This window comes from Catenuloplanes nepalensis (assembly GCF_030811575.1).
In the GTDB taxonomy this organism is placed as follows: domain Bacteria; phylum Actinomycetota; class Actinomycetes; order Mycobacteriales; family Micromonosporaceae; genus Catenuloplanes; species Catenuloplanes nepalensis.
The window spans coordinates 8,112,914-8,135,575 of the sequence record NZ_JAUSRA010000001.1; the positions used below are offsets into that span (position 1 = coordinate 8,112,914).

Annotated in this window: 20 protein-coding genes and 2 pseudogenes; 10 read left to right on the forward strand and 12 right to left on the reverse strand. The window is 72.4% G+C overall.

Features of this window, described 5'->3' with window-relative positions; translation table 11 throughout:
• Positions 1-9 precede the first annotated feature (9 nt).
• The 6 genes from cpaB to J2S43_RS35155 all read left to right on the forward strand — a co-directional run bounded on the left by cpaB (position 10) and on the right by J2S43_RS35155 (position 6,298).
• Positions 10-765: a Flp pilus assembly protein CpaB gene (gene cpaB, locus J2S43_RS35130; RefSeq protein ID WP_306836523.1), complete on the forward strand. Its 756-nt coding sequence runs from the start codon at positions 10-12 to the stop codon at positions 763-765.
• Between the two features lie 7 nt (positions 766-772).
• On the forward strand, positions 773-1,951 hold the full coding sequence (locus tag J2S43_RS35135) for a CpaE/TadZ family protein (RefSeq protein ID WP_306836525.1): 1,179 nt from the start codon (positions 773-775) through the stop codon (positions 1,949-1,951).
• A gap of 86 nt (positions 1,952-2,037) precedes the next feature.
• Positions 2,038-3,540: a TadA family conjugal transfer-associated ATPase gene (locus tag J2S43_RS35140; protein ID WP_306836526.1), complete on the forward strand. Its 1,503-nt coding sequence runs from the start codon at positions 2,038-2,040 to the stop codon at positions 3,538-3,540.
• Between the two features lie 30 nt (positions 3,541-3,570).
• Positions 3,571-4,560 carry a type II secretion system F family protein gene (locus J2S43_RS35145; protein WP_306836528.1) on the forward strand — a complete coding sequence of 330 codons (990 nt, stop codon included), beginning with the start codon at positions 3,571-3,573 and terminating at the stop codon, positions 4,558-4,560.
• A 1-nt stretch (position 4,561) separates the two neighbouring features.
• The gene (locus tag J2S43_RS35150) at positions 4,562-5,512 is read left to right on the forward strand and encodes a type II secretion system F family protein (RefSeq protein ID WP_306836529.1); all 951 of its coding nucleotides are present in this window, start codon (positions 4,562-4,564) and stop codon (positions 5,510-5,512) included.
• A gap of 561 nt (positions 5,513-6,073) precedes the next feature.
• Positions 6,074-6,298: a hypothetical protein gene (locus tag J2S43_RS35155; protein WP_306836531.1), complete on the forward strand. Its 225-nt coding sequence runs from the start codon at positions 6,074-6,076 to the stop codon at positions 6,296-6,298.
• Here the strand turns inward: J2S43_RS35155 and J2S43_RS35160 are convergent.
• From J2S43_RS35160 to J2S43_RS35180, 6 genes and pseudogenes are all read right to left on the reverse strand, one after another.
• The gene (locus J2S43_RS35160; protein WP_306836533.1) at positions 6,295-6,915 is read right to left on the reverse strand and encodes a response regulator transcription factor; all 621 of its coding nucleotides are present in this window, start codon (positions 6,913-6,915) and stop codon (positions 6,295-6,297) included. The genes J2S43_RS35155 and J2S43_RS35160 overlap by 4 nt on opposite strands.
• Before the next feature lie 85 nt (positions 6,916-7,000).
• Positions 7,001-8,806, reverse strand: a pseudogene (locus J2S43_RS42350) (ATP-dependent helicase); the annotation flags it as partial.
• Positions 8,807-8,959: 153 nt separating this feature from the next.
• Positions 8,960-10,408, reverse strand: a pseudogene (locus tag J2S43_RS42355) (endonuclease Q family protein); the annotation flags it as partial.
• 407 nt (positions 10,409-10,815) lie between these two features.
• Positions 10,816-11,064 (reverse strand): MoaD/ThiS family protein, encoded by a 249-nt coding sequence (locus J2S43_RS35170; protein WP_306836537.1) that lies wholly within the window; start codon positions 11,062-11,064, stop codon positions 10,816-10,818.
• Between the two features lie 7 nt (positions 11,065-11,071).
• Complete coding sequence (gene moaA / locus J2S43_RS35175) at positions 11,072-12,109, reverse strand: GTP 3',8-cyclase MoaA (RefSeq protein WP_306836539.1); 1,038 nt, start codon at positions 12,107-12,109, stop codon at positions 11,072-11,074.
• A 25-nt stretch (positions 12,110-12,134) separates the two neighbouring features.
• The gene (locus J2S43_RS35180) at positions 12,135-13,037 is read right to left on the reverse strand and encodes a fructosamine kinase family protein (RefSeq protein ID WP_306836541.1); all 903 of its coding nucleotides are present in this window, start codon (positions 13,035-13,037) and stop codon (positions 12,135-12,137) included.
• Positions 13,038-13,081: 44 nt separating this feature from the next.
• On the opposite strand from J2S43_RS35180, the gene J2S43_RS35185 reads away from it, so the two are divergent.
• Positions 13,082-13,591: a GNAT family N-acetyltransferase gene (locus tag J2S43_RS35185; RefSeq protein ID WP_306836542.1), complete on the forward strand. Its 510-nt coding sequence runs from the start codon at positions 13,082-13,084 to the stop codon at positions 13,589-13,591.
• A 101-nt stretch (positions 13,592-13,692) separates the two neighbouring features.
• The gene (locus tag J2S43_RS35190; RefSeq protein WP_306836545.1) at positions 13,693-14,673 is read left to right on the forward strand and encodes a DUF4192 domain-containing protein; all 981 of its coding nucleotides are present in this window, start codon (positions 13,693-13,695) and stop codon (positions 14,671-14,673) included.
• An 11-nt stretch (positions 14,674-14,684) separates the two neighbouring features.
• Here J2S43_RS35190 and J2S43_RS35195 read toward each other — a convergent pair whose 3' ends face one another.
• The 4 genes from J2S43_RS35195 to mobA form a co-directional block, all read right to left on the reverse strand.
• Entirely contained in the window at positions 14,685-16,505 is a 1,821-nt protein-coding gene (locus J2S43_RS35195; protein WP_306836547.1) for a beta-propeller domain-containing protein, read from the reverse strand.
• 47 nt (positions 16,506-16,552) lie between these two features.
• Complete coding sequence (locus J2S43_RS35200) at positions 16,553-17,644, reverse strand: T3SS (YopN, CesT) and YbjN peptide-binding chaperone 1 (protein ID WP_306836549.1); 1,092 nt, start codon at positions 17,642-17,644, stop codon at positions 16,553-16,555.
• Positions 17,645-17,776: 132 nt separating this feature from the next.
• Complete coding sequence (locus tag J2S43_RS35205) at positions 17,777-18,025, reverse strand: DUF6457 domain-containing protein (RefSeq protein WP_370881697.1); 249 nt, start codon at positions 18,023-18,025, stop codon at positions 17,777-17,779.
• 15 nt (positions 18,026-18,040) lie between these two features.
• Positions 18,041-18,949, reverse strand: a complete 909-nt coding sequence (gene mobA / locus J2S43_RS35210; protein WP_306836551.1) for a molybdenum cofactor guanylyltransferase — start codon at positions 18,947-18,949, stop codon at positions 18,041-18,043.
• Between the two features lie 73 nt (positions 18,950-19,022).
• Between mobA and fdhD the strand changes: the two genes are divergently transcribed.
• Positions 19,023-19,889: a formate dehydrogenase accessory sulfurtransferase FdhD gene (fdhD, locus tag J2S43_RS35215; RefSeq protein WP_306836553.1), complete on the forward strand. Its 867-nt coding sequence runs from the start codon at positions 19,023-19,025 to the stop codon at positions 19,887-19,889.
• Between the two features lie 130 nt (positions 19,890-20,019).
• Here fdhD and J2S43_RS35220 read toward each other — a convergent pair whose 3' ends face one another.
• On the reverse strand, positions 20,020-20,454 hold the full coding sequence (locus J2S43_RS35220) for an Lrp/AsnC family transcriptional regulator (RefSeq protein WP_306836555.1): 435 nt from the start codon (positions 20,452-20,454) through the stop codon (positions 20,020-20,022).
• Between the two features lie 68 nt (positions 20,455-20,522).
• Between J2S43_RS35220 and ddaH the strand changes: the two genes are divergently transcribed.
• Complete coding sequence (gene ddaH, locus J2S43_RS35225; RefSeq protein ID WP_306836557.1) at positions 20,523-21,386, forward strand: dimethylargininase; 864 nt, start codon at positions 20,523-20,525, stop codon at positions 21,384-21,386.
• A gap of 100 nt (positions 21,387-21,486) precedes the next feature.
• On the opposite strand, the gene J2S43_RS35230 is transcribed toward ddaH, so the two are convergent.
• Positions 21,487-22,641, reverse strand: coding sequence for an ABC transporter substrate-binding protein (locus tag J2S43_RS35230; protein ID WP_306836559.1), 1,155 nt, complete (start codon positions 22,639-22,641; stop codon positions 21,487-21,489).
• Positions 22,642-22,662 lie beyond the last annotated feature (21 nt).

Here is a 22,662-nt window from a genome sequence, read left to right on the forward strand (position 1 = left end):
CCGTCCTTCATGTCTCGTCGCATCCTCGCCGTCTTCCTGGCGATCGTCCTGGCCGTGCTCGGCACCGCGGCGGTGCTGTACTACGTGAACCGGGCCGACGACCGGGCGGTCGACGGCGTCAGCGCCATCGAGGTACTGGTCGCCCAGCAGCGCATCGCGACCGGCACCACCGGCACCGTGATCCGCGACCGGCAGCTCGCGGTCGCCACCCGCATGCCCGCGTCCAGCCTGCCCGAGGGCGCGGTCACCTCGATCACACCCGAGCTGGAGAAACAGCTGGTCACGTCCACGCTGCTGCCGGGCCAGCTGTTGCTGCGCAGCATGTTCGCGAACGCGACCGAGACCTCCAGCGGCCTGGCCATCCCGAGCGACAAGGTGGCGGTCAGCTTCGAGGCGTCGATGGCGCAGCAGGTGGCCGGCTATGTGCGGCCGGGCGCGCACGTGGCGCTGTTCGCGTCGTACACCGCGACCGCGAACGGCAGCAAGGCGATCGGCGGCGAGGGCGTGCGCGGCACCGCGGTGCTGCTGCCCCGGATCGAGGTGATCGCGATCGGCGAGTACGGCACCGGTGAGACCACGATCACGCCGCAGGAGGGCGAGCCGGACGCGGAGCCGACCACGCTGGTCACGGTCGCGGCGTCCACGGTGGACGCCGCGAAGATCATTACGGCGGCGAACGCCGGCGCGATCTATCTCGCGCTGCTCACCGACGAGTCCGACGTGAAGGCCGGCGTCGGGGTCGACGACAACAACGTGTTCGGGTGAGGTCGCGATGACCATTCTGTACGAGCCGTCCCGCCAGGCCGCCCAGCACTTCGGCATGCTGGTCGGTGGTGACGTGCGCACCGCCCTCAGCCTCGACGACGTCTACGCGCTGCTCAACGAGGACCCGGACGAGCAGCTCGTGCTGATGGGCCCGAACACGCCGCTGCCCGAAGCGGTCGGCCTGGCCGCCCGGCAGCGCCTTGCCCGCCCGTCGCTCGGCGTGGTGCTGCTGCGCCACCAGCTGGAAGTGAACGTGCTGGCCGAGGCGATCCGTTCCGGCGTGCGCGAGGTCGCTGACGTCAACGACCCGGCGAACATCCTCGCCGCCTGCGCCCGGTCGCAGGACCTGTCCCGCCGCATGCACGGCGGCCTGCACGCGAAGACGTCGGAGCGCGGCGACGCGGTGGACGGCAAGGTGATCACGGTCTACGCGGCCAAGGGCGGCTGCGGCAAGACCATGCTGGCCGCGAACCTGGCGGTGGCGCTGGCCGGCGGCGGCGACAAGCGGGTCTGCCTGATCGACCTGGACCTGACGCTCGGCGACGTGGCACTGATGCTGCAGCTGTCACCGGAGCGGACCATCGCGGACGCGGTGCCGGTCGCGGACCGGATCGACGAGACCGGCCTGCGCACCATGGTCACCAACTACTGCCCCGGCGTGGACGTGCTGCTCGCGCCGGTGGTCCCGACGATCGCGGAGCAGATCAGCCGGGACCTGGTCACCGAGATCCTCTACCTGACCCGCGGCATGTACGACTACGTGGTGGTGGACAGCCCGCCGGTCTTCAACGACCACGTGCTGGCCGCGCTCGACTCCTCCCACCAGTATCTGCTGGTCGCGACGCCCGCGGTGACCGCGATCAAGAACCTCCGGATCCTGCTCGACACGTTCGACGTGCTCGACTACCGCAAGGAGAACCGGCTGGTGATCCTGAACCGGGCGGACGCGCGGCTGGGCGTGACGCCGGCCGACATCGAGCGCGTGCTGCGGATCCCGCTCACCACGCAGATCCCGGCGAGTCGCGACGTCTCCATCTCCATCAACCGGGGCGTGCCGATCGTGCTCGACTCGCCCGCGCACCCGGTCAGCGAGGCGATCCGCGACCTGGCCGGGCACCGGATCGGGGCCGGCGCCTCCACCCCCAAGGGCCTGAAGTCCATGCTGTCCCGCCGCGGAAAAAGGTGACTTTTCATGATCGAGCGAAGCGAGGGCATCACGGTGCTCAGTCGAAAGAAGTCATGCCGGCGGGGGAGCGAAGCGGAGGAGGCGGCATGACCGATCAGCAGAATCGGAATCACGCGCGGCGTCCCGACGAGATCCCGCGCACCGGCAGTGGCTTCTCCGCGGCCGAGGTGCTGGCGCTGAACGAGGACTCGCCGTACCCGGCGACCGCGATCCCGGTGACCGCGGTGCCGAGCGCGAACTTCCCGTTCAGCGGCGCGTCCGTGTCCACCTCGGGCACCGGCGCGTTCGGGCGGCGCAACGTGCGCCGGGCGTACGACCCGCTGGCCGAGGTCCGCCGCCGGGCGCACGGTGCGCTGCTGGAACAGCTCGGGCCGCAGATGTACGAGGCCGGCGCGGACGAGGAGGACCTGGAGCGCCGCGTCCGCGAGGCGCTGCCCGGCCTGCTCGCCAAGGAGGACCAGCTCACCGCGGGCGACCGGGGCGTGGCGTTCCGGCAGGTGATCGACGAGATCGTCGGCCACGGCCCGATCGAGCCGCTGCTCCGCGACCCGGACATCACCGAGATCATGGTCAACTCCTGGGATCGGATCTACGTGGAGCGGTTCGGCCGCATCCAGTCCGTGGAGACCGCGTTCCTGGACGAGTGGCACCTGCGCCGGGTCATCGACAAGATCGTGTCCCGGGTCGGCCGGCGGGTGGACGAGTCCAGCCCGATGGTCGACGCCCGGCTCCCCGACGGCAGCCGCGTCAACGCGGTCATCCCGCCGGTCACGCTGGACGGCGCCGCGATGACGATCCGAAAATTCGCCGCCAATCCGTACGGCGTGGAGGACCTGATCGCCTTCGGCACGCTGAACCCGTCGGTGGCGTCGCTGCTGTCCGCCTGCATCCAGGGCCGGCTCGACGTGCTGATCACCGGCGGCACCGGCACCGGCAAGACCACGCTGCTCAATGTGCTCTCCCAGATGCTGCCGCCACACGAGCGGATCATCACTATCGAGGACGCGGCCGAGCTGCGGCTGGCCCAGGACCACGTGGTGCGCATGGAGTACCGCCCGCCGAACATCGAGGGCCGCGGCGAGGTCACCATCCGCGACCTGGTCCGCAACGCGCTCCGCATGCGCCCGGACCGGATCGTGGTCGGCGAGGTCCGTGACGGCGCCGCGCTCGACATGCTCCAGGCGATGAACACCGGTCACGACGGCTCGCTCACCACCGTGCACGCGAACTCGCCGCGCGACTCGCTGTCCCGCCTGGAGACCATGGTGCTGATGGCCGGCATGGACCTGCCGGTCCGCGCGATCCGTGAGCAGATCGCGTCCGCGGTCGACGTGATCGTCCACCTCAGCCGGCTGCGCGACGGCACCCGGCGGATCACCCACGTGACCGAGGTGCTCGGCCTGGACGGCGACGTGATCCTGACGCAGGACATCTTCCTGTTCGACTTCCGGTCCGGCACCGACGCGTACGGCCGGTACCAGGGCGAACTGCGCCCGACCGGCACCCGGCCACAGTTCCTGGAGAAGCTCGCCGACTCCGGCGTCGACGCCTCACCGCGCAACGTGGGTCTGCAGGACGTGCTGCAGTGAGCGAACTCGCGGCCGAAGGTGGTGATCGCGATGCTTGAGACGGGCACGCCCACGTTCCGGGTCGTGATGGCGGCGCTGGTGTTCCTGGCGCTGCTGGCGATCTTCCTGCTCATCTTCTCGCCCATGTTCGGCCTGGTGGAGCGCCGCCGCCGGATGGCCCAGGTGGAGGAGTTCGCGTCCGCGGTCCGCGACGGCCGGTCCCCCGCCGCCTCCCGGCCGGCATCGCCGTTCGCCCGGGTCGCGGTCTCCGCCGCCGAGCAGGTCGTCCGCAACCGGGGCTGGGAGGAGCGGATCGGGCGCCAGCTCGACCGGGCCGGCCTGAAGCTGCGCCCGAGCGAGTGGCTGCTGACCCGGATCGGCGTCGCGCTCGGCCTCGCGGTGGTGCTCACGCTGCTGATCGGGCCGCTCGGCTTCCCGCTCGGCGCGGCCCTCGGCGTGCTCGCCACCGAGCTGTTCCAGCGGCACCTGGCGAACCGCCGCGACGAGCGCTTCGCGGCCGCGCTCCCGGACGCGATCCAGATGGTGATCGGCTCGCTCAAGTCCGGCTTCTCACTCCAGCAGGCGTTCGACGCGATGGTCCGCGAATCCGTCGACCCGCTGGCCGGCGAGTTCAGCCGCGCGCTCGCGGAGGCCCGGCTCGGCATGGAACTGGAAGAGGCGCTGGACCGCGTCGCGCAGCGGATGGGCAACAAGGACCTGGCCTGGACCGTGATCGCGATACGGGTGCAGCGCGAGGTCGGCGGCAACCTGGCCGAGGTGCTCAGCAACACGATCACCACCATCCGCGAGCGCGAGCTGCTCCGCGGTCACGTGCGCGCGCTCTCCGCCGAGGGCCGGCTCTCCGCCTGGGTGCTGCTCGCGCTGCCGATCGTGCTCGGCGCGTTCATGTTCCTCAGCCGCCGGGAGTACGTCGCGCCGCTCTTCACCGACCCGCGCGGCGTCCTCATGCTCATCGCCGGCGTCGTGCTGGTCGTGCTCGGCGGATTCTGGCTCACCCGCGTCGTCAAGGTCGAGGTCTGACGTGGACGTGATCGTGCTCGGCGCCGGGCTCACCGTCATCTTCGCGGCGCTGCTCATCCTGCTTCTGACGGTCGTCCTCGGCGGCGCCGACCGCCGTGGCCTGGCCCGCGCGCTCGCCGACATCAACGCGGTCTACGCACCCGGCGCCGCGCAGGGCCGCCGTACCGCGCTCTCCGCCGGACCGGCCGGCCGGCCCGTGCTCCGCCGTGCGGTCACGCTGCTGGCCAGCCGCCTCACCCCGGACTCGGCCGCGGCCTGGCTGCAGCGCACGCTGGACCACGCCGGGAACCCGCCGTCGTGGCCGCCCGCCCGGATCCTCGAAGCGCAGGGCTGGGGCATCGTCGTCGGCGTACCCGCGGGCGCTCTGCTGGGTCTCGGCCTCGTCACGGCCCGCGGCTTCTCGCCGATCAGCACGCTGATCCTGAGCGTGCTGGCCGGCGGCCTGATCGGCTGGTGGGGCCCCTGCCTGCTGGTGCTCAACGCGGCGCAGCGCCGGCAGGAACAACTGCTGGACACGCTGCCGGACACGCTCGACATGCTCACCCTCTGCGTCGAGGCCGGCCTCGGCTTCGACGCCGCGTTGATGCAGGTCGCGGCCGGGATCGACGGCCCGCTCAGCGGCGAGCTGGCCCGCGCGCTGCAGGAGATGCAGATGGGCAAGCGGCGATCGGAGGCGCTGCGCTCACTCGCCGCCCGCACCACCATCCCGGAGCTGCGCAACGCCATGATGTCGATCGTCCAGGCCACCGAGCTGGGCATCCCGGTCGCGTCGGTGCTGCGCGAACAGTCCCGCGAGATGCGCGTCAAGCGCCGCCAGCGCGCGGAGGAACGCGCCCGCAAAGTCCCGATCAAAATCCTCTTCCCGCTGGTCTTCTGCCTGTTCCCCGCGCTCTTCGTGGTCATCCTGGGCCCGGGCGTCCTCCGGATGATCGACACCTTCACCAACCAGTAGACCGAAGAGCGTGATCTCCCGCTTCCGGCGTGGCCACTCTGGGCGTGCTCCCGCGGGCAACGGTCGTCGCTGGCGCTCCTCCCTGCACGTCCCACGGACGGCCGGCCAAACCCACGCGACTCGCCGCACACCGCAGGCCCGGCCGCGGTTCGGCTTGCGTTGCGGGCCGACTGCGTGCGGGCCGACTTGCGGGCCGGCTTGCTCGGGCCGACTTTGCGATGCGGGCCGGCTTGCGTGCGGGCCGGTGTGATCGGGCGCCGCGCGCCCGATATTTCATGCTATCGGCGGCGTTGCGAGCCGCAGGGCGACCGGCGGCGGCCCTGACGCTGAAAGGTCGGTAGTCCTGATGGCCGACTGCTGGAGGCGATCACCGGCACGCTTGGGATCTTGATGGACCCGGTAGCCGGCGCATCCGTCGCAGGCCGAAGGGCTCGCTGTGGCGAGACGGGCGAGACGGCGAGACGGGCGAGACGGGCGAGACGGGCGAGACGGCCGGGAGTAAGGGCGGTGTATGTCTTTCGTGAGATGTGCTGCCTCGGCCGGCGGTCGACAATTGATCACATGGAGACCTACATAGTCGGTGCGGTAGTGATCGCTGTGCTGGTGGCCCTGTTCGCCTGGCGTCGCCGCAGCCAGAAGAAGCACGAACAGAACGACGTCGTGTTGAACCGCCGGCGCGGCCTGTCGGCCGGCACCACGGCCGCGATGCTCGGCGCCGTCAACAGCGGCGGTGACGGCGGCGGTAGTGGTGGTGGTGACGGCGGCGGCGGTGGCGGCGGCAGCTAGCCGGTCAGCAGGCCGCGGTCGGCGGCCGCGATGACGGCCTGGTCCCGGCCGGTCACACCCAGCTTGTCGTAGATCCGGGCCAGGTACGTCTTCACCGTCGACTCGCTCAGCTTGAGCGCCGCCGCGATCTGCGGCACGGTCAGCCCGTCCCGCAGCAGGTTGAGCACCTCACGCTCGCGCGGGCTGACCACGGTGGCCGAGTGCCGCCGCCGGCTCAGCGCCCCGGCCAGGTCCGGCGCGGTGAACGAGCCCGGCGCGGCCGCCGCGTGCCGGACCGCGGCCAGTATCGCGCCGAGTTCCTCGGTCCGCGGCAGGAACGCGGAGATCCCCGCCTCCAGCGCGCGCAGCAGCAGGTCGTCGTCGCGCGCGGCCAGCAGCACTATGCCCAGCGCGGGATGGCTGCGCCGGACCTCGGTGCCCCAGGTCAGCCCGTTGCCGTCGGTCAGGTCCAGGTCGAGCAGCACCACGTCCGGCCGCTGCGCGCCGAGCAGTGCCAGCGCCTCCGCGCCGGACGCGGCCGCGCCGACCAGCCGCAGGTCCGGCGCGCCCTCGAACGCCGCCGCGATCCCCACCCGGGTCAGCGTGGCGCCGGACGCGGAGACAACGGTGACGGCCATGGGCGGAGTCTGGTCGTTCCGCGGCGGAATGGGGGTCGGCTAGCCGACACCGCTGCCGTTCGGCCACCCAAGATCGGCCGGAGGGTCAGAGCAGTCGTAGCTGGCGGTCCTTGGGTTTGCGTGGTTCGGCCGCGCCGAGCCGCTCGAAGAGGCCAGTGTCGATGTCGGACAGGAACGGTGTCGGCGCGCTGTCTCGCTCCGCACCGTACCGGAAGCGTCGCGCCGCGTGGCTGACGTAGAGCCGGTCCTGCGCGCGGGTCAGGCCCACGAAGAACAGCCGCCGCTCCTCGTCGATGTCGTCCGAGGACGGCTTCCCGCCGGGGAACCGCATCGGCAGCAGCCCGTCCTCGCAGCCGACCAGGAACACGACCGGGAATTCCAGGCCCTTCGCCGCGTGCAGCGTGAGCAGCGTGACGGCCTCCGCGCGCGGGTCCAGCGTGTCCACCTCCGCGCCCATCGCGATCTCGCCGAGGAAGCGCTGCAGGTCGTCGCCGCAGCGCAGGGCCAGCGGCGTCAGTACGTCCACCGCGGTCCAGATGTCGGCCGGATCCACGGCGGCGCTCTCACCGAGCAGTGTCGGCGTCGCGAACCGCTCGGCCAGCACCTGGCCGGTCAGTCGCACCCGGGCCGCGACCGAACCGCCGAGCCCGTCCTGATGCCGCAGCTCACGGGCGATCGCGGAGACGCCGGCCCGGTCCCGCAGCCGGTTGTGCGAGCGCTTCTGCACCGGGATGCCGGCCCGGTTCAGCGCGTCCAGGATCGGCCCGGACTGCGCGTCCGTGCGGTAGAGCACCGCGATGTCGGAGAACGAGACGTTCGAGGTGCGGCCGTCCGCGCGGCCCGCGTCCATCGACCGGTGCGACACGCCGCCGACCAGCTCGTCCACGGTCCGCGCGACGAACTCGGCCTCGTCGCCCGCGGATCCGGCCGCGAGCCGGCCGACCAGCGGCGCCTCCGGGTCGAGCCGAGCCGGGTCGAGCCGCCGGCCGCGGACCAGCGAGGCCGGCGCGATCGCCTGCACGGCCGCGGCCAGGATCGGCGCGGACGAGCGGTAGTTGCGGGTCAGCCGGACCGTCCGGGCGTCCGTGAAGTCCTGCGCGAACCGCAGGAAGTAGCCCACGTCCGCGCCCCGGAACGAGTAGATCGACTGGTCCGGGTCGCCGATCGCGCACAGGTTGCCGTCCGCGGGGCTGAGCAGGCGCAGCAGGTCGTACTGCACCGCGTCCACGTCCTGGTACTCGTCGACGAAGATCCACCGCCAGCGCGCGCGGTACTCCTCGACCAGTGCCTTCGACTCGGACAGCAGCGCGACCGGCAGCGTGACCAGCTCGTCCAGGTCGACCAGGCTGTCCGCGCGGAGCAGCTTCACGTACGCGGCGTCGTCCTCACCGGCCTCGGCCCGTGCGGCGGTGCGCTCCGCGTCGTCCGCGATCCGGAAGTCCTCCGGCAGCCCGGCCGCGGTCGCGTTCTCCCGGAGGATCTGCAGGCCGAGTGAGTGGAACGTGGCGACCGTGACGTCCTCGGCGACCGGGCCGAGCAGCCCGTCCAGGCGCTCGCGCATCTCCTCGGCCGCGCGCCGGGTGAACGTGATCGCCAGGCACTGCTCCGGGAAGACGTTCAGCTCCGCGCAGAGGTAGGCGATCCGGTGCGTCAGCGTGCGCGTCTTACCGGTGCCCGGGCCGGCCACGATCAGCAGCGGCCCGGACGGCGCGGACGCGGCCACCCGCTGCATCGCGTCCAGCCGGTCCAGCAGCCCGGTGCCGACCTCCTCCATGCCGGAGAGCATCGGCTCGAACGGCTCGTGCGGCGACGGCGGCGGTGCGAGCGGCGGCTGCGGTGATCGCGCCTTCTGCGGGACGGAGGCGACACCGCGCGCCGGCTTCGGCCGCGCCACCTCCCCGCCGGACCCGCCGGCACCGGACCCGCCGGCACCGGACCCGCCGGCACCGGACCCGCCGGCACCGGACCCGCCGGCACCGGACCCGCCGGCACCCGACCCGCCGGTGCTCGTCCCGCCCGCGCTCGACGCGGTGACCAGCGGTGGCGCCGGTGAGCCCGCGGCCGGTACCGAGGCGGCCGTGGTCTTCTTGGCGGTCGCCACGGCCTTCTTCTTCGCCGGCACTCGCTGCTGCGGCACCGGGAGGTCGAACAGCGTGTCCGCCTGCGCCGCCCCGCCCGAGGAGCCCAGCTCCCCCGGCGCGAACAGCTTGATGATGCCGTACTCCCCGTCGTACCCCGGGATTCTGTGCACCTGACCGCGGCGCAGCCGCGAGATCGCCTCGCCGATCAGCTCGCCGCCGGCCGCGGTCACGTCCGCCACCGGCACCGTGGTCAGGATGGAAAGTTCCGGGCCGAGCGCCGCGATCAGCGAGTTGAGCTGCCCCTCCACGGTCTTCGACCGGGCGCCCACCGCGTTGATCTCACCGAGGATCTCGGCCAGCGGCACCAGGTGGGTGACCTTCTTCGCGTTCGGCCGTGCGACGCCCTCGGCCCGGTCGGCGAGATCCTCGACCCGGCTCAGCACGCCGATCGTCAGGCCCTTGCCGCACTCGGGACATATGCCACCGACCTCGCGCGACCGCGCGGGCTCCCAGTTGATCCCGCAGTTCCGGTGCCCGTCCGCGTGGTACTTGCCCTCCTCCGGGAAGAACTCGATCGTGCCGTCCAGCCCGGCGCCGGTGCGCAGCGCCTCTCGGACCGAGAAGTAGTCCAGCGCGGACGACAGCACGGTCGCCTCGCGGGCCAGCGCCGGCGGCGAGTGCGCGTCCGAGTTCGAGACCAGCTGGTACGCGTCCAGGCTGCTCACGCGCCCGTTCATCGCCGGGTCCGAGGAGAGGCCGGTCTCCACCGCGAAGATGTGCGGCGCGAGATCGGCGTAGCAGTCCGCGATCGCGTCGAAGCCGGACTTCGAGCCGAGCGCGGAGAACCACGGCGTCCAGATGTGCGCCGGCACCAGGAACCCGTCCGGGCTCGCCTCCAGCACGATCTCCAGCAGGTCGCGCGAGTCCAGCCCGAGGATCGGCCGCCCGTCCGAGCCGAGGTTGCCGATCCGGCCGAGCGCGGTGTTGAACCGCGCGGCCGCGTCCAGGTCCGGCATGTAGATCAGGTGGTGCACCTTGCGCGTACGGTCGCCGCGCTTGTAGATCGTCGAGATCTCCACCGAGAGCATGTAGCGCATCGGGCTCGCCTCGGCCGCGCTCGACAGCCGCGGGGGCAGGCGCTTGGCGATGTCCGCCTCGACGTCCGGGGCGAGCCGGTAGAGGCCGGGCTCCGCGGGCTTGAGCGTCTCGCGCAGGTGGTCGAACCACGCGGGGTGCGTGAAGTCGCCCGTGCCGAGCAACGCCACGCCCTTGCGCCGGGCCCACCACGCCAGGTTCGGCATGTTCAGATCACGACTGCATGCGCGCGAGTACTTGGAGTGAATGTGCAGATCGGCCACGAACGGAGGCGCGGCCGCGGCGCCGTCGAAGGGTCTCGCGCTCAACGGGGGCACGCCGCATCCTGCCACGCCGCGGCGTCCGTCCGCGCGTCGCCACGCCCGGGATGTGACGTACTCACGAACTCCTCAACTCCCAAACCAAAGATCAAAATCATCCGGGGGTACGGGGGACCCGCGCGACGATCCGGCCCTCGTCACCTGTCACCGCCGTCGCGGCCCGGCCTCCCCCGGCCCACCACGAGACGCGTCCCCGCCCTCCGGCGCCGAGCCGACTCGCTCAGCCTCCGGCTTCCTCAGCCTCCGGCACTGAGCCGCTTTCAGCCTCCGGCACTGAGCCGCTTTCAGCCTCCGGCACTGAGCCGCTTTCAGCCTCCGGCACTGAGCCGCTTTCAGCCTCCGGCACTGAGCCGCTTTCAGCCTCCGGCACTGAGCCGCTTTCAGCCTCCGGCACTGAGCCGCTTTCAGCCTCCGGCAAAGGGTGGCAGCACGTCCACGGTCGGGTCAGAGGGGAGGGCGGCGGTCCGGTCGCGCCAGGCGGCGCCGTCGACCAGGTAGCTCGCGCGGGCGAAGACCGAGGTCAGCCGATCCCCGTGCCGGGTGGCCAGCTCGGCCAGCAGCGCCTCCAGCGTCGCCGCCGCGGAGTCGAGCACCTCCTCGGAGGTGCCGGCCGCGGCGCGGGCCGCCGCGAAGTACCGAATGGTGATCTTCATGGAGGGATCAGCCGCCGATCGCCGACATCGGGCGGGACGGCTGCAGGAACGACGGGTCGTCGATGCCGTGACCGGCGCGTTTGCCCCACATCGCGATCCGCCACCGGTCGGCCACCTCCTCGTCGGAGGCGCCGGAGCGGAGCGCGGCCCGCAGGTCGGACTCCTCGGTGGCGAAGAGGCACGCGCGCACCTGACCGTCCGCGGTCAGCCGGGTCCGGTCGCAGTCGCCGCAGAACGGGCGGGTCACCGTCCCGATCACGCCGACCCGGGCCGGCCCGCCGCCGAGCGCCTCGTGCCCGTCGACCAGCCAGGTCTCCGCGGGCGCGCCACCACGCGCGACCGGGTCGGGCAGCAGCGTGAACGCGGCGCGCAGATCGCGCAGGATCTCCTCGGCCGTGACCATCGACTCCCGGTCCCACCCGTGCTGCGCGTCCAGCGGCATCTGCTCGATGAACCGCAGCTCGTAACCGTGCTCCAGTGCGAACGCGAGCAGCGCCGGCGCCTCGTCGTCGTTGATGCCGCGCATCAGCACGGTATTGATCTTGACGGGGGTCAGCCCGGCGTCGGCCGCCGCGCGCAGGCCGGCCAGCACGTCGTGCAGCCGCCGGCGCCGGGTCAGCGTGGTGAACCGCTCGTCGTCGAGTGTGTCGAGCGACACGTTGATCCGGTCCAGCCCGGCGTCGCGCAGCGCGACCGCGGTGCGCTCCAGGCCGATGCCGTTGGTGGTCAGGCTCATCTTCGGGCGCCGGTCCAGCGCGGCGACCTCGGTGACGATCTTCGTGAGGCCGGGCCGGATCAGCGGCTCGCCGCCGGTGAACCGCACGTCCTTCACGCCGAGCAGCTCGACCCCGATCCGGACCAGCCGGATCACCTCGTCGTCGGTGAGCACCTCCGAGTTCGGCAGCCAGGCCAGACCCTCCGCGGGCATGCAGTACGTACAGCGCAGGTTGCACCGGTCGGTCAGCGAGACCCGGAGATCGACGGCACGCCGGCCGAACCGGTCGATGAGACCCGGGTCGGCGGGGCGGGGGGTGGCTTCGTCCACGCGTCGAACTTAGCGCGCGCAGCCCTCACCGGCGAAGCATCGCATCGGTGGCTTCCCGGACCTGGGCTCGGTAGGCCGACCCGAACAGCGCGGTGTGCACCAGCAGCAGGTGCAGTTGGTGCAGGGGGATCCGCGTCTCCCACGCGACGTCCAACGGCCGGCCGGCCGCGGCCGCCGCCTCGGCGTACCCGCTGATGATCTGTTCTTGCTCCGGCGGCCCGCCGAAGAGCAGCAGCGCGGCCAGGTCGGTCTCCCGGTGGCCGCCGTGCGCGGCCGGGTCGATCAGCCGGGCCCGCCCGTCCGCGCTCCACAGCACGTTGCCCGGCCACAGGTCGCCGTGGATGCGCGCCGGTGGCTCGTCGCCGCCGAACGTCTCGATCCGGTCCAGCACCCGTTCGACCGCCGCCCGCGTCCCCTCGTCGAGCGCGCCGCCGTCGACCGAGCGCCGCAGGCAGGGCAGCAGCCGCCGCTCCGCGAACCAGGGTCCCCACGGGCCCGCCGAGGGCGTGTCGTCCTGCGGCAGCGCGCCGATGAAGCCGTCGGTGTGCCCGGGCAGCGCACCGAACGCGGGCGCACCGGCCAGATGCGTCGCGGCCAGCTCGGCACCGAATCGCCGGGCTGCGGCCACGGTCGGCACACCCGGCTCGATCCACTCCATCGCCAGCAGGTCCGGAAGGACCACGAGGACCTCCGGCACGGGTACGCCGCCGGCCGCATCGAGCCAGCGCAGCCCGGCGGCCTCCACCTCGAAGAACACGTCCGGCATCGGGTCCGGCCGGTTCTTGGCGAAGAACGAGGTGCCGTCGTCCAGCGTCAGCCGGAACGCGGCCGAGATGCTGCCGCCGCCCACCGGGGTCTGCCGGATCCGCTGGTGGGTGAGAAATGTCGGGAGGTGCTGCGGGTGCGCACGAAGGTATGCCATGTCCACGCGCGATTCCCCCAACCGGTGGCCGATCCAGTCATTATGTCCGTATGGGTGCGGTAACCGTCCGTCCATATCGTCCGGCGGACCACGGCGCGGGCCGGCAGCTCTGGGGTGAGCTGACGGAACGGCACCGTGAGCTGTACGACGACCCCGGTTTCGGCGGTGCCGACCCGACCGCCGCGTTCGAGGAATACCTCACACGGCTCGACCTGTCCGGTGTCTGGGTCGCCGACCACCCGGATGACGGCGTGATCGGCCTGGTCGGGCTGATCGTCGACGGCCGGCGCGGCGCGGTGGAGCCGATCGTGGTCGCGGACGGTCACCGTGGCCGGGGCGTCGCCACCACGATGCTCGGCTTCCTGGCGGCGGAGGCGCGCCGCCGCGGCCTGACCTCGCTGACGGTCACGCCGGAGTCCCGCAACGTCGAGGCGATCGCGTGCCTGCACGCGGCGGGCTTCACCGTGCTCTCCTCGATCGAATTGACGCTGGATCTGGGGCACCGGCCGCGGGCCTGGCGCGACGGCCCCCAACTCCACGCACTCGACTTCCGGTCCTGACCTGGGGTTCTGTCTCGACGACGGCACGGTTGTGCACAGGAAGGCCCTCGTCGTCCACAGGCCGCCACGGCTCGTCGCCGGCCGGCCGCGACGCTACATCCATGAGCCTCTCCGATCTCCGCGTCGCCTCCCCCGCCCACCTGGTCGCGGTCGTGCCCTACCTGCTCGGCTTCCACCCGCGCGACAGCCTGGTGGTGGTCGGCAGACGCGAGCACGCGCTGATGTTCGCGGCCCGCCGCGACCTGCCACCGGCGGACACACCGTTCGCCGAGGTCGCCGAGGCCGCCCAGCACATCGCGGCCGTGGTGGCCCGGCAGGCGATCGACGCGGTGATCCTCTTCGGCTACACCGACGAGCGGAGCAGCGGCGCCGCGCTGGTCGCCGCGGTCGGTGACGCGCTACTGGACCTCGGCATCCCGGTGCGTGAGCAGTTGCGCGTCGCGGACGACCGCTTCTGGTGCTACCTGTGCACGGACGAGGGCTGCTGCCCGCCCGCGGGCCGGCCGTTCGACGCCGAGGCCGCCGAGATCCGCCAGACCGCGGGCTTCTCGGTCTTCGACTCCCGGGAGGCGCTGGTCGCGTCCGTCGCACCGGTCGAGAGCGAGGGGATGCGCGTGGCCACCGCGGTGGCAGACCGGCGGCTGGAGGAGATGGCCGCGCGCACCGAGGCCGGTGCGGGCCCGCTGCTCGGCGAGATCCGCCGGGCCGGCGCGCGGGCGGTCGGCGTCGCGCTGGCGCGATATCGGGACGGCGGCACGCTCGACGACGACGAGGCGGCGTGGCTGAGCGTGCTGCTGGCTCACGATTCGGTCGGGGAATACGCGTTGAACCGGGCGGACGCCGCCGGATGGCAGGTCGCGCTCTGGTCCGACCTGCTGCGCCGCGCCCGTCCCGAGCTGGCCGCGATGCCGGCCGTGCTGCTCGCGTTCACCGCGTGGCGCACCGGCCAGGGCGCGCTCGCGGCGGTCGCGGTCGACCGCGCGCTCGACGCCGACCCGTCACTCGGCATCGCCCACCTGCTCGACGACGTGCTCACCGACGGCATCCCGCCGTCCGCGCTGGACCGCCCCCGGGCCGCCTGATGTGCCGCCGGTCAGATCGGGAGCCAGGCGAGGCCCTGGAGCGTGGCGAGCGACACCGCGCGCAGGCCGCCGGGACCGGCGGTCCAGAGCGTGTCGCCGATGACCAGCGACCGGGTGATCGGGCTGCCGTCCGGGTGGGCGAGCGTGCCCGCCTCCGTGACCGTGTCGCCGGAGAGCCGCAGGACCAGCGCGGTCGGCGCCGCACCGGAGTGCTCGGCGACCGGCACCACCAGATGCCCGGTCGCCGGCCAGAAGAGGAACGCGTGCGGGTCGAACTCGGCGGCCGAGCTGCTCGCCGGCAGACGGTGCTGCGCGAGGCGGGCCGGCGCCGCCGGATCCGACACGTCGAAGAGCGACACCTGAAGCCCGGTGACCGTGCCCTCCGCGGTCGCGTCCTGGCCCACCCCGATCAGCCGGCCGGTCGCGGCCGGGTGGAGGTAAGCGGAGTAACCCGGGATCTTCAGCTCCCCGGTCACCACCGGCCGGGCCGGGTCGCGCAGGTCGAGCGCGTAGAGCGGGTCCGTCCGGCGGAACGTGACGACGTAACCGCGGTCCTCCAGGAACCGGACCGAGTGGATGGTCTCGCCCCGGCCCAGGTCGCCGACCGAGCCGGTGACCGCGAGCGCGGTGCCGCGCTGGGTCAGCACCGTGACGGAGCCGGCGTCGCGCGCCGCGACCGTGGTGGCCGCGCGCAGGCTGCCGTTCCACTCGGAGAGTGCGTACTGGTTGAGGAGCCGGCCCGGGACCGCGCCCGAGGCGGCGTAACGCGGCGGGCCGGCGCCGCCGGTGTCGAAGCGGTAGATCTCGGTCCGGTCCGCGCCGCCGTCCGCGACATAGAGGCTCGTGCCCGTGCCGTAGACGGTGTCGCCGTCCGCGACCACGGTCACCGGCACGCCGTCGGACAGCGCCGTGCCCCCGGCCAGGTCGAAGCTCAGCATGGTCAACATGCGCACGCCGTCGTAGGAGGCGGGCCGGCTCACCCGCTCGCACGGGACCGTGCCGGTGCGCACCGAGCCGTCCGGCGCGGTCACCTCGAAGTGGGGCAGCCACACGCCGTCCCCGGCGCCCTCCACGATCCGGCGATTCACGTCCGCGTCCGGCTTGTCCAGCGGAAAGTCGATGCGCGGCGACGAGCGCACCACGACCCGGGCCGTGCTCCCGTTCTGCCGTGCGTCGACCAGCGAGCCGTCCATGGCATACCGGCCGATCTGGCGTGGTGCGGAGGACAGATCGATCAGGCGCAGGTCCAGCCGGGACCGCGGCGGAGCCGGCCAGCCGCGGGTGTCCTCGGCGAAGCCGTTCGGAATGGAGACGGGCGAGTCGGTCGCGGCCAGCACCAGGGCGCGGTCGCCGGCGAGCAGCAGCTCCGAGGCGCCGTAGGCGTCGGTCAGCGCCAGCTCACCGGTCTGCGCACGGGACGCCGCGTCGATCACCCGGAGCACCGGGACACCGCCGCGCACCGCGACCGTCACGATCCGGCGGCCGTCCGTCTTGATCAGGTCGGGCTCGTCCACGCCGCGCTCGTGCGTGTTCGTCCCGGAGAACGCGTCGGGGGCGGCACCCGCGTCCGGCACCATCGCGGCGCCCTCCCGCGCCACATCGGCGGCCGGCAGCGACACCTCGTCGTCCGGGAAGCCGAACGGGCCGACCCGCGCCGCGGCGGACGCCCGGAGCGTGTCATAGAGGCCGGGACAGGAGTCGTATGAGACGAGTCGCAGGCCCTCCGCCGGCGGCACCGGCGGCGTGTGCTGGATGTCGTCCGGAGACGACGTGCAGGCCGTCAGCGCGAGCAGGAACGCGAGAACGGCCGGGCTCCGCCGGGACACAGTCATGCCCGGTTGGACGACGGAGCGCGCCCGGCCGTTCCCGAAGGCCTACCTCAGAGGTACATGCCGGTGCGGTGGTCCTCCGGCTCCTTCACCGGGGGCTTGTCGCCCTCGCCGAAGAACCGCTTGCCGCCGAACTCGCCGTGCAGCCGGTCGTCCAGCTCATCCGCCAGCCCGGTCATCACCTGCACCGCCAGCATCAGGTGGGTGGCCTGGAAGTTCCGGCCGAAGACCGGGATCGACGCCCACACCGTGTCGTTCGCGCAGTAGAGGCGGCCGATCGGCATGCGGTTGGTCAGCTCGGACAGCTTCACGTAGAGCTGCTCGGTCGGCTCCACCTCGGTCAGGATCGGCGAGAACACGTCCACCAGCGGCGGGTTGTCCCGCACCCGGACGAAGACCATCGCGGAGCCGGCCCGGATGCCGATGTCGCCGTCCGCGTCCACCTGCAGCTGCTCGACCGAGATCTTCGTCATCGAGCTGATGACCATCTTGACCTGGTCCTCCAGCTCGAACCCGGCCAGCGGATCGCCGTCCTTGCTGGAGATCAGCGCCTCCTCCAGGTCCAGCTCCGCGCGCTCGATGTCGCCGATCGACGGCTCGTGCCGCGCGGTGCCCAGCGGCGGCGCGTCGATCGGCTCATCCTCGCTGTCGTGCACCAGGTAGACCACGAACGCCGGGTGCGGGGCGCCGTAGATGTCGCGCAGCGTGCGGGCCACCGTGGTGGCCAGCCGGGTCGCGCCGGCCGTGTTCGTCCGCAGGCCGAACTGGCCGCCCGAGCCCTCCACCACGCCGGGCGGCGACCAGCCGAGCGCGACCATCTCCGCGACCGCGGCCCGGTCCATCCGGTAGCCCTCGGGCAGCTGCGTGTTGCTGACCGCGAACGCGAAGACGTGCCCCTCCTCCTTGACCGAGATGGTCACGGAGTAGACGGCCTCCCCCACGCCGGACGCGGTCGGATCGAGCGTCAGCTCGACGTAGGCGCCCTCGGGCAGCGACGGGAGCACGCCGGCGAGCGCACGAGCGAACTCGTTCCACGCGTCGGTGACCTTGCCGCGCAGGTCGGACGTAGTGGGCTCGTCGAGCAGGATGTGCTCGCTCAATTGGTCGGCCTGCTTGGCCGGTTGGTCGTTCGCCGCTGCCATGTTCTCCGCCTCCGTCCCTCGGCTTCACCCTACCGAGGGGCCGTCTCCGTCCGGGAGTGCGTGCGTCTTTTGTTCAGTCAGCTCGGCGTTCCGGCCGGCTCGGCGTTCCGGCCGGCTCGGCGTTCGGTGGGCTCAGGTGTTCGGGGTGGGCCACTGCAGCGCGAGTTCGGAGAGCCGCGCGGCCGCGTCGGTCGGGTCCGCGCCCCGGCCCACCGCCAGTCCCAGCAGGAACGCGGTCACCGGTGCCCCCGGCCGCACCACGTTGTGCGCCACGTCCTTGGCCAGGTCGAGCACCAGGCCCACCGGCGCGTCGGCGGGCTCCAGGCCCAGCTCCACGGCCGCGGCCACCACCCACTCGTCCAGTCCTTCGGGTCCCGCCACGGTCGCCTCCACAGGTCAGGGGTTCTCGGCGGCCCAGATCTCCGCCCGCCGTAGATCCTCCTCCGTGTCGCAGTCGAACCACGGCGGCACACCGGACCCGGCCCATGTCTCCTCCCGTACCCGCAGCCGGGCGAACAACGCGCGCATCGACGCGCCGGCCAGATCGCCGCGCTCGGCCGCCAGCCCGTCCAGCGCCGCGGTCAGCGCCGTCACCCGCCACACACCGCACAACAGCTGCCGCCGCCCGCCCCCGTCGACGAAGCAGACACCATCCACATCGGACGCGGCGTCGTGCTCTGGTCTCGCGTCGTGCTCTGGTCTCGCGTCGTGCCTGGTTGCAGCGTCGTGCCTGATTGCAGCGTCGTGCCTGGTTACGGCGTTGGGCGTGGTTGCGGCGTCGAGCCGGGCCGTCAGGGTGTCGAGGGCGGCCGCGGTGAGCATCGGGAGGTCGCCGGCGAGAAGAGCGACCAGGCGCGTGCCGGGAGCGGCGTGCAGCAGCGCGGACAGGCCGGCGGCCGCACCGGCGACCGGTCCGCCGCCGGGCGGCGACTCCACGGTGCGCAGCACGTCGGCGGGCAGCGGAAGGCCGTCCGGGCCGACCACCACGCGCGGTGACAGGGCGGCGGTCGCGTCCAGCACCCGGGACAGCATCGTGCGGCCGGCAACCGGGATCCCCGGCTTCACCACGCCACCGAGCCGGCTGCCTCGCCCGCCCGCGAGCACCACCACGCCGCGATCCCGCGCACGCACGTCACCGGCCCCCGTGCCGCTGCTGCTGCTGCTGCTGCTGCCGCTGCTGCCGCTGTCGCAGTTGGTGGCGCCGCTGCCGTTGGTGGCGCCGCTGGTGCTGGTGCTGCTGGCGCCGGTGGTGCTGCTGCCGCTGTCGGTGCCCGTGGCGTTGACGACTGTGCCGGTTGCATCCATGCCGCCGAACCTAACCGGCGCCCGGTCGATCTCGCCGGTGTCGGTGGGCGGGGTGCGGGGATACGGTGGGGGCGTGGGCAGAGCGACGGATCGGCGCACGGTGGTGCGGATCGACGTGGACGGCGACGGATCGGTGCGGCAGCGGCCGGACACGTTGAGTGCGGAGGAGCCGTTCGAGATCCGGGTCGGGCCGGCCGGGCCCGGGCGGCGGGCGCCGCTGGCCGTGACCATGCGGACCCCCGGCGACGACCTGGATCTGGCGCTCGGCTTCCTGTTCACCGAGGGTGTGATCCGGTCCGCGGACGACGTGTTGACCGCGCAGCTGTGCGCCGGCACCGACCAGCCGAATACGTACAATGTGGTCGACGTGGTGCTGGCCGCGGACGTGCCGCCGCCGGTCACGGACCCGAGCCGCAACTTCTACACCACGTCGTCGTGCGGTGTCTGCGGCAAGGCCAGCATCGACGCGATCCGGACCCGCTCGGCCCACCCGGTCGCGGACGACCCGATGCGCGTCTCGCCGCGGGTCCTGGCCGGCCTGCCGGACCGGCTGCGCGAGCGCCAGCGCGCGTTCGAGCGCACCGGCGGCCTGCACGCGGCCGCGATCTTCAACGCGGACGGCGAGCTGCTGGCGATCCGCGAGGACGTCGGCCGGCACAACGCGGTCGACAAGGTGATCGGCTGGGCGCTGCGCTCCGGCCGGGTGCCGCTCGCCGGCCACCTGCTGATGGTCTCCGGCCGGGCCAGCTTCGAGCTGACCCAGAAGGCCTGGATGGCCGGCCTGCCGCTGCTCGCCGCGGTCTCCGCCCCGAGCACCCTCGCGGTCGACCTCGCCGAGGAGGCCGGTATGACGCTGGTCGGTTTCCTCCGCGGCACCAGCATGAACGTCTACACCGGCGCCACCCGCATCACCCACCCCTCCCCGATCCCCACCGCCTGACGCCTGACGCCTGCGGCCACGGGAGCGCTAGCAGCGCCCCGCACACGCCCGGCCCCGAGCTTTTGATCGCCCCAGCCCCGGCCTGGCCCAAAGCTCGCGGCTGTGGAATGACCCGAGGACTGTCAGCGCGCTAGGCAGTTAACAATCGGGAGAGAACGATCATGCTGCGGGTCGAGGTGACGAACGGCTCGGCGCGGAGGCGTTCCAGGGCCTGTTCGAGGTGGGACATGTCGGCCGCGCGCAGGTGCACGATCGCGTCCGCCTCGCCGGAGACGGTGTAGGCGGCCAGCACCTCCGGGTGGCGCCGGGCCGCGACCGTGATCTGCGCGGGGGTGGTGCGCCCGGTGCAGAACAGCTCGACGAACGCCTCGGTGTGCCATCCGATCGCGGTCGGGTCGACGACCGTGGTGAATCCCTTGATCACGCCGGCCGCGCGCAGCCGGTCGACGCGACGTTTGACGGCCGGGGCGGAGAGCGAGACGCGTGCGCCGATCTCGGAGTAGGACGAGCGGGCGTCCGCCACCAGCGACGCAATGATCTGCTGATCCACGGCGTCTATCTGCAACGATCCGCTCCTTCCAAGCAGCGTTCCGATCTGTTTCCCGCGCCTGAGCGTACCTACTGTCTAGAGGCATGACGGTCGGGGAACGTAAGCCCATTTGTCGGACATATCTGATGTGCTCGCCGCGATTCTTCCGCGTCGAGTACGAGATCAACCCGTGGATGGACACCGGCGTGCCGGTCGACGCGGATCTCGCGGTCAAGCAGTGGGAACGGCTCCGCGAGACCCTGGTCGAGCTGGGCCACACCGTGCACACCCTCGACCCCGACCCGGCCCTGCCCGACATGGTCTTCGCGGCGAACGGCGCGTTCACGGTCGACGGCGTCGCCTACGGCGCGCGGTTCCGGTTCCCGCAGCGTGGCGCCGAGGCGGCGGCCCACCGCGCGTTCTACGCCGCGCACGGCTGGCCGTACACCGAGCCGGTCGAGATCAATGAGGGCGAGGGCGACTTCGCCTACCTCCCGGGCGTCGCGGGCGGGCTGATCCTCGCCGGGTACGGCTTTCGCACCGCACCGCCCGCGCACGCCGAGGCGGTCGAGGTGCTGGGCCGGCCGATCGTCCCGCTGCGCCTGACCGACCCGCGCTTCTACCACCTGGACACCGCGCTCGCCGCGCTCGACGACCACACGATCGCGTACTACCCCGGCGCGTTCTCCGAAGCCTCCCAGCGCGTGCTGCACCGGCTCTTCCCGGACGCCGTGCTCGCCGACGAGGCGGACGCGCTCGACTTCGGCCTCAACCTGGTCAGCGACGGCCGCCACGTGGTGCTCAACGGCGACGCCGCCGCCCTCGCCACGAAGCTGGCCGCCGCCGGCTTCACCCCGGTCCCGGTCGAGCTCACCGAGCTGAAGAAGGGCGGCGGCAGCGTCAAGTGCTGCGTCGCCGAACTCCGTCCACCGCCGCCCACGACCACTGACCCGCCGACTCCTAGATAACTGCCCCGAACGTCCAGCACCCGCGCGGGCGTCTCGGCAACGTCCGAGAGCGCCCTCGCGCGGAGGAGCGAAGCGACGACCAGAAACTCAGCGACGACCATCAGCCCAGCGTCGAGAGCTCCGAGATCAGCACGTTGGCAAGCTGGGTGCCGTCGCGGCGGACCTCGCGCAGGTACCACTTCTGCTGCGGCGCCCGCGGCTGGTTGAACTGCCACGAGCCGCGCGGGCTGTCGATCGTGCCGACCTGGCCGATCGCCCGGTTGATGTCCTGCGCGCTCGGCCCCTCGACCTTGGTGATCCCGATCGCCCGGTCCAGCACCTGCCCCGCGTCGTACGCGGCCACCGATGCCGCGGTCGGTATCGCGGAGAACCGCCGCCGGTAGTTGTCCGCGAACCGCTGGTTGAACGTGTTGGCCAGGTCCGCCGCGTAGTTGTGCGCGGTGAAGATGCCCTCGGCCAGCGCGTCCATCTGCGCCAGGTTGGTGCCCTCGGTGAACAGCCCGGGCGCGTAGATCGGCTGGTCCAGCCCGGACGCGCGCATCTGCTTGACCAGCGTGACCGCGGCCGGCCCGAACGCGTGGCAGAACAGCACGTCGGCGTTCAGCTGTTCGATCGACTCGATCGCCTCCAGCAGCTCGCCGGCCGACGGGTTGTACGTGTCCGGCATCCAGATCGGCCCGTCGGAGATCTGCGGCTCGCTGGTGCCGAACGCGTTGCGGAACCCCTCGACCGCGTCCCGGCCGCTTGTGGCCGGCGCGATCATTGCGATCTTGCCACTCTTCACGGTGGTTTTCATATACGTTCCGAGTGCTTCGCCCGGTTCGTCGTCCACGTACGACGTGGACCAGGTGTAAACCGCGCTGCTCACGCTCGCCGGCCCGCCCCCGGTGCCCAGCATCGGGATCTTGGCGCTTTCGATCTTGTCGCTGACCGCTTTCACCAGCGTCGAATTGCTGACGCCGACGATCGCCGACACGCCGCTATTGATCAACTGATCCGCGGCGGCCGCGGCGGTCGCCGCGCTGTCGCCCTCCTCCGCGGTGACCAGCTCGATCGGGTGCCCGCCGAGCAGGCCGTTGTTGAAGTCGAGGTAGAGCTTCAGGCCGTTGATGATCTCGTCGCCGGCCGGCTGCCGGTCGCCGCTGAGCGGGGCGATCACGCCGACCTTGAGCACTTTGTCGGTGATCTTGCCGGTGGCGTCGTCCTCGGTGTCGCCGCCGCCGCAACCGGCGACCACACCGGACATTCCCGCCATTCCGATCCCTGCGCCAAGGCC

Excerpts from the sequence above, each read along its gene's own strand:
- cpaB (WP_306836523.1), top strand. The coding sequence starts at position 10 with ATGTCTCGTCGCATCCTCGCCGTCTTCCTGGCGATCGTCCTGGCCGTG.
- J2S43_RS35135 (WP_306836525.1), top strand. The coding sequence starts at position 773 with ATGACCATTCTGTACGAGCCGTCCCGCCAGGCCGCCCAGCACTTCGGC.
- J2S43_RS35140 (WP_306836526.1), top strand. The coding sequence starts at position 2,038 with ATGACCGATCAGCAGAATCGGAATCACGCGCGGCGTCCCGACGAGATC.
- J2S43_RS35145 (WP_306836528.1), top strand. The coding sequence starts at position 3,571 with ATGCTTGAGACGGGCACGCCCACGTTCCGGGTCGTGATGGCGGCGCTG.
- J2S43_RS35155 (WP_306836531.1), top strand. The coding sequence starts at position 6,074 with ATGGAGACCTACATAGTCGGTGCGGTAGTGATCGCTGTGCTGGTGGCC.
- J2S43_RS35160 (WP_306836533.1), bottom strand. The coding sequence starts at position 6,915 with ATGGCCGTCACCGTTGTCTCCGCGTCCGGCGCCACGCTGACCCGGGTG.
- J2S43_RS35170 (WP_306836537.1), bottom strand. The coding sequence starts at position 11,064 with ATGAAGATCACCATTCGGTACTTCGCGGCGGCCCGCGCCGCGGCCGGC.
- J2S43_RS35185 (WP_306836542.1), top strand. The coding sequence starts at position 13,082 with ATGGGTGCGGTAACCGTCCGTCCATATCGTCCGGCGGACCACGGCGCG.
- J2S43_RS35190 (WP_306836545.1), top strand. The coding sequence starts at position 13,693 with ATGAGCCTCTCCGATCTCCGCGTCGCCTCCCCCGCCCACCTGGTCGCG.
- J2S43_RS35195 (WP_306836547.1), bottom strand. The coding sequence starts at position 16,505 with ATGACTGTGTCCCGGCGGAGCCCGGCCGTTCTCGCGTTCCTGCTCGCG.
- J2S43_RS35200 (WP_306836549.1), bottom strand. The coding sequence starts at position 17,644 with ATGGCAGCGGCGAACGACCAACCGGCCAAGCAGGCCGACCAATTGAGC.
- mobA (WP_306836551.1), bottom strand. The coding sequence starts at position 18,949 with ATGGATGCAACCGGCACAGTCGTCAACGCCACGGGCACCGACAGCGGC.
- ddaH (WP_306836557.1), top strand. The coding sequence starts at position 20,523 with ATGACGGTCGGGGAACGTAAGCCCATTTGTCGGACATATCTGATGTGC.
- J2S43_RS35230 (WP_306836559.1), bottom strand. The coding sequence starts at position 22,641 with ATGGCGGGAATGTCCGGTGTGGTCGCCGGTTGCGGCGGCGGCGACACC.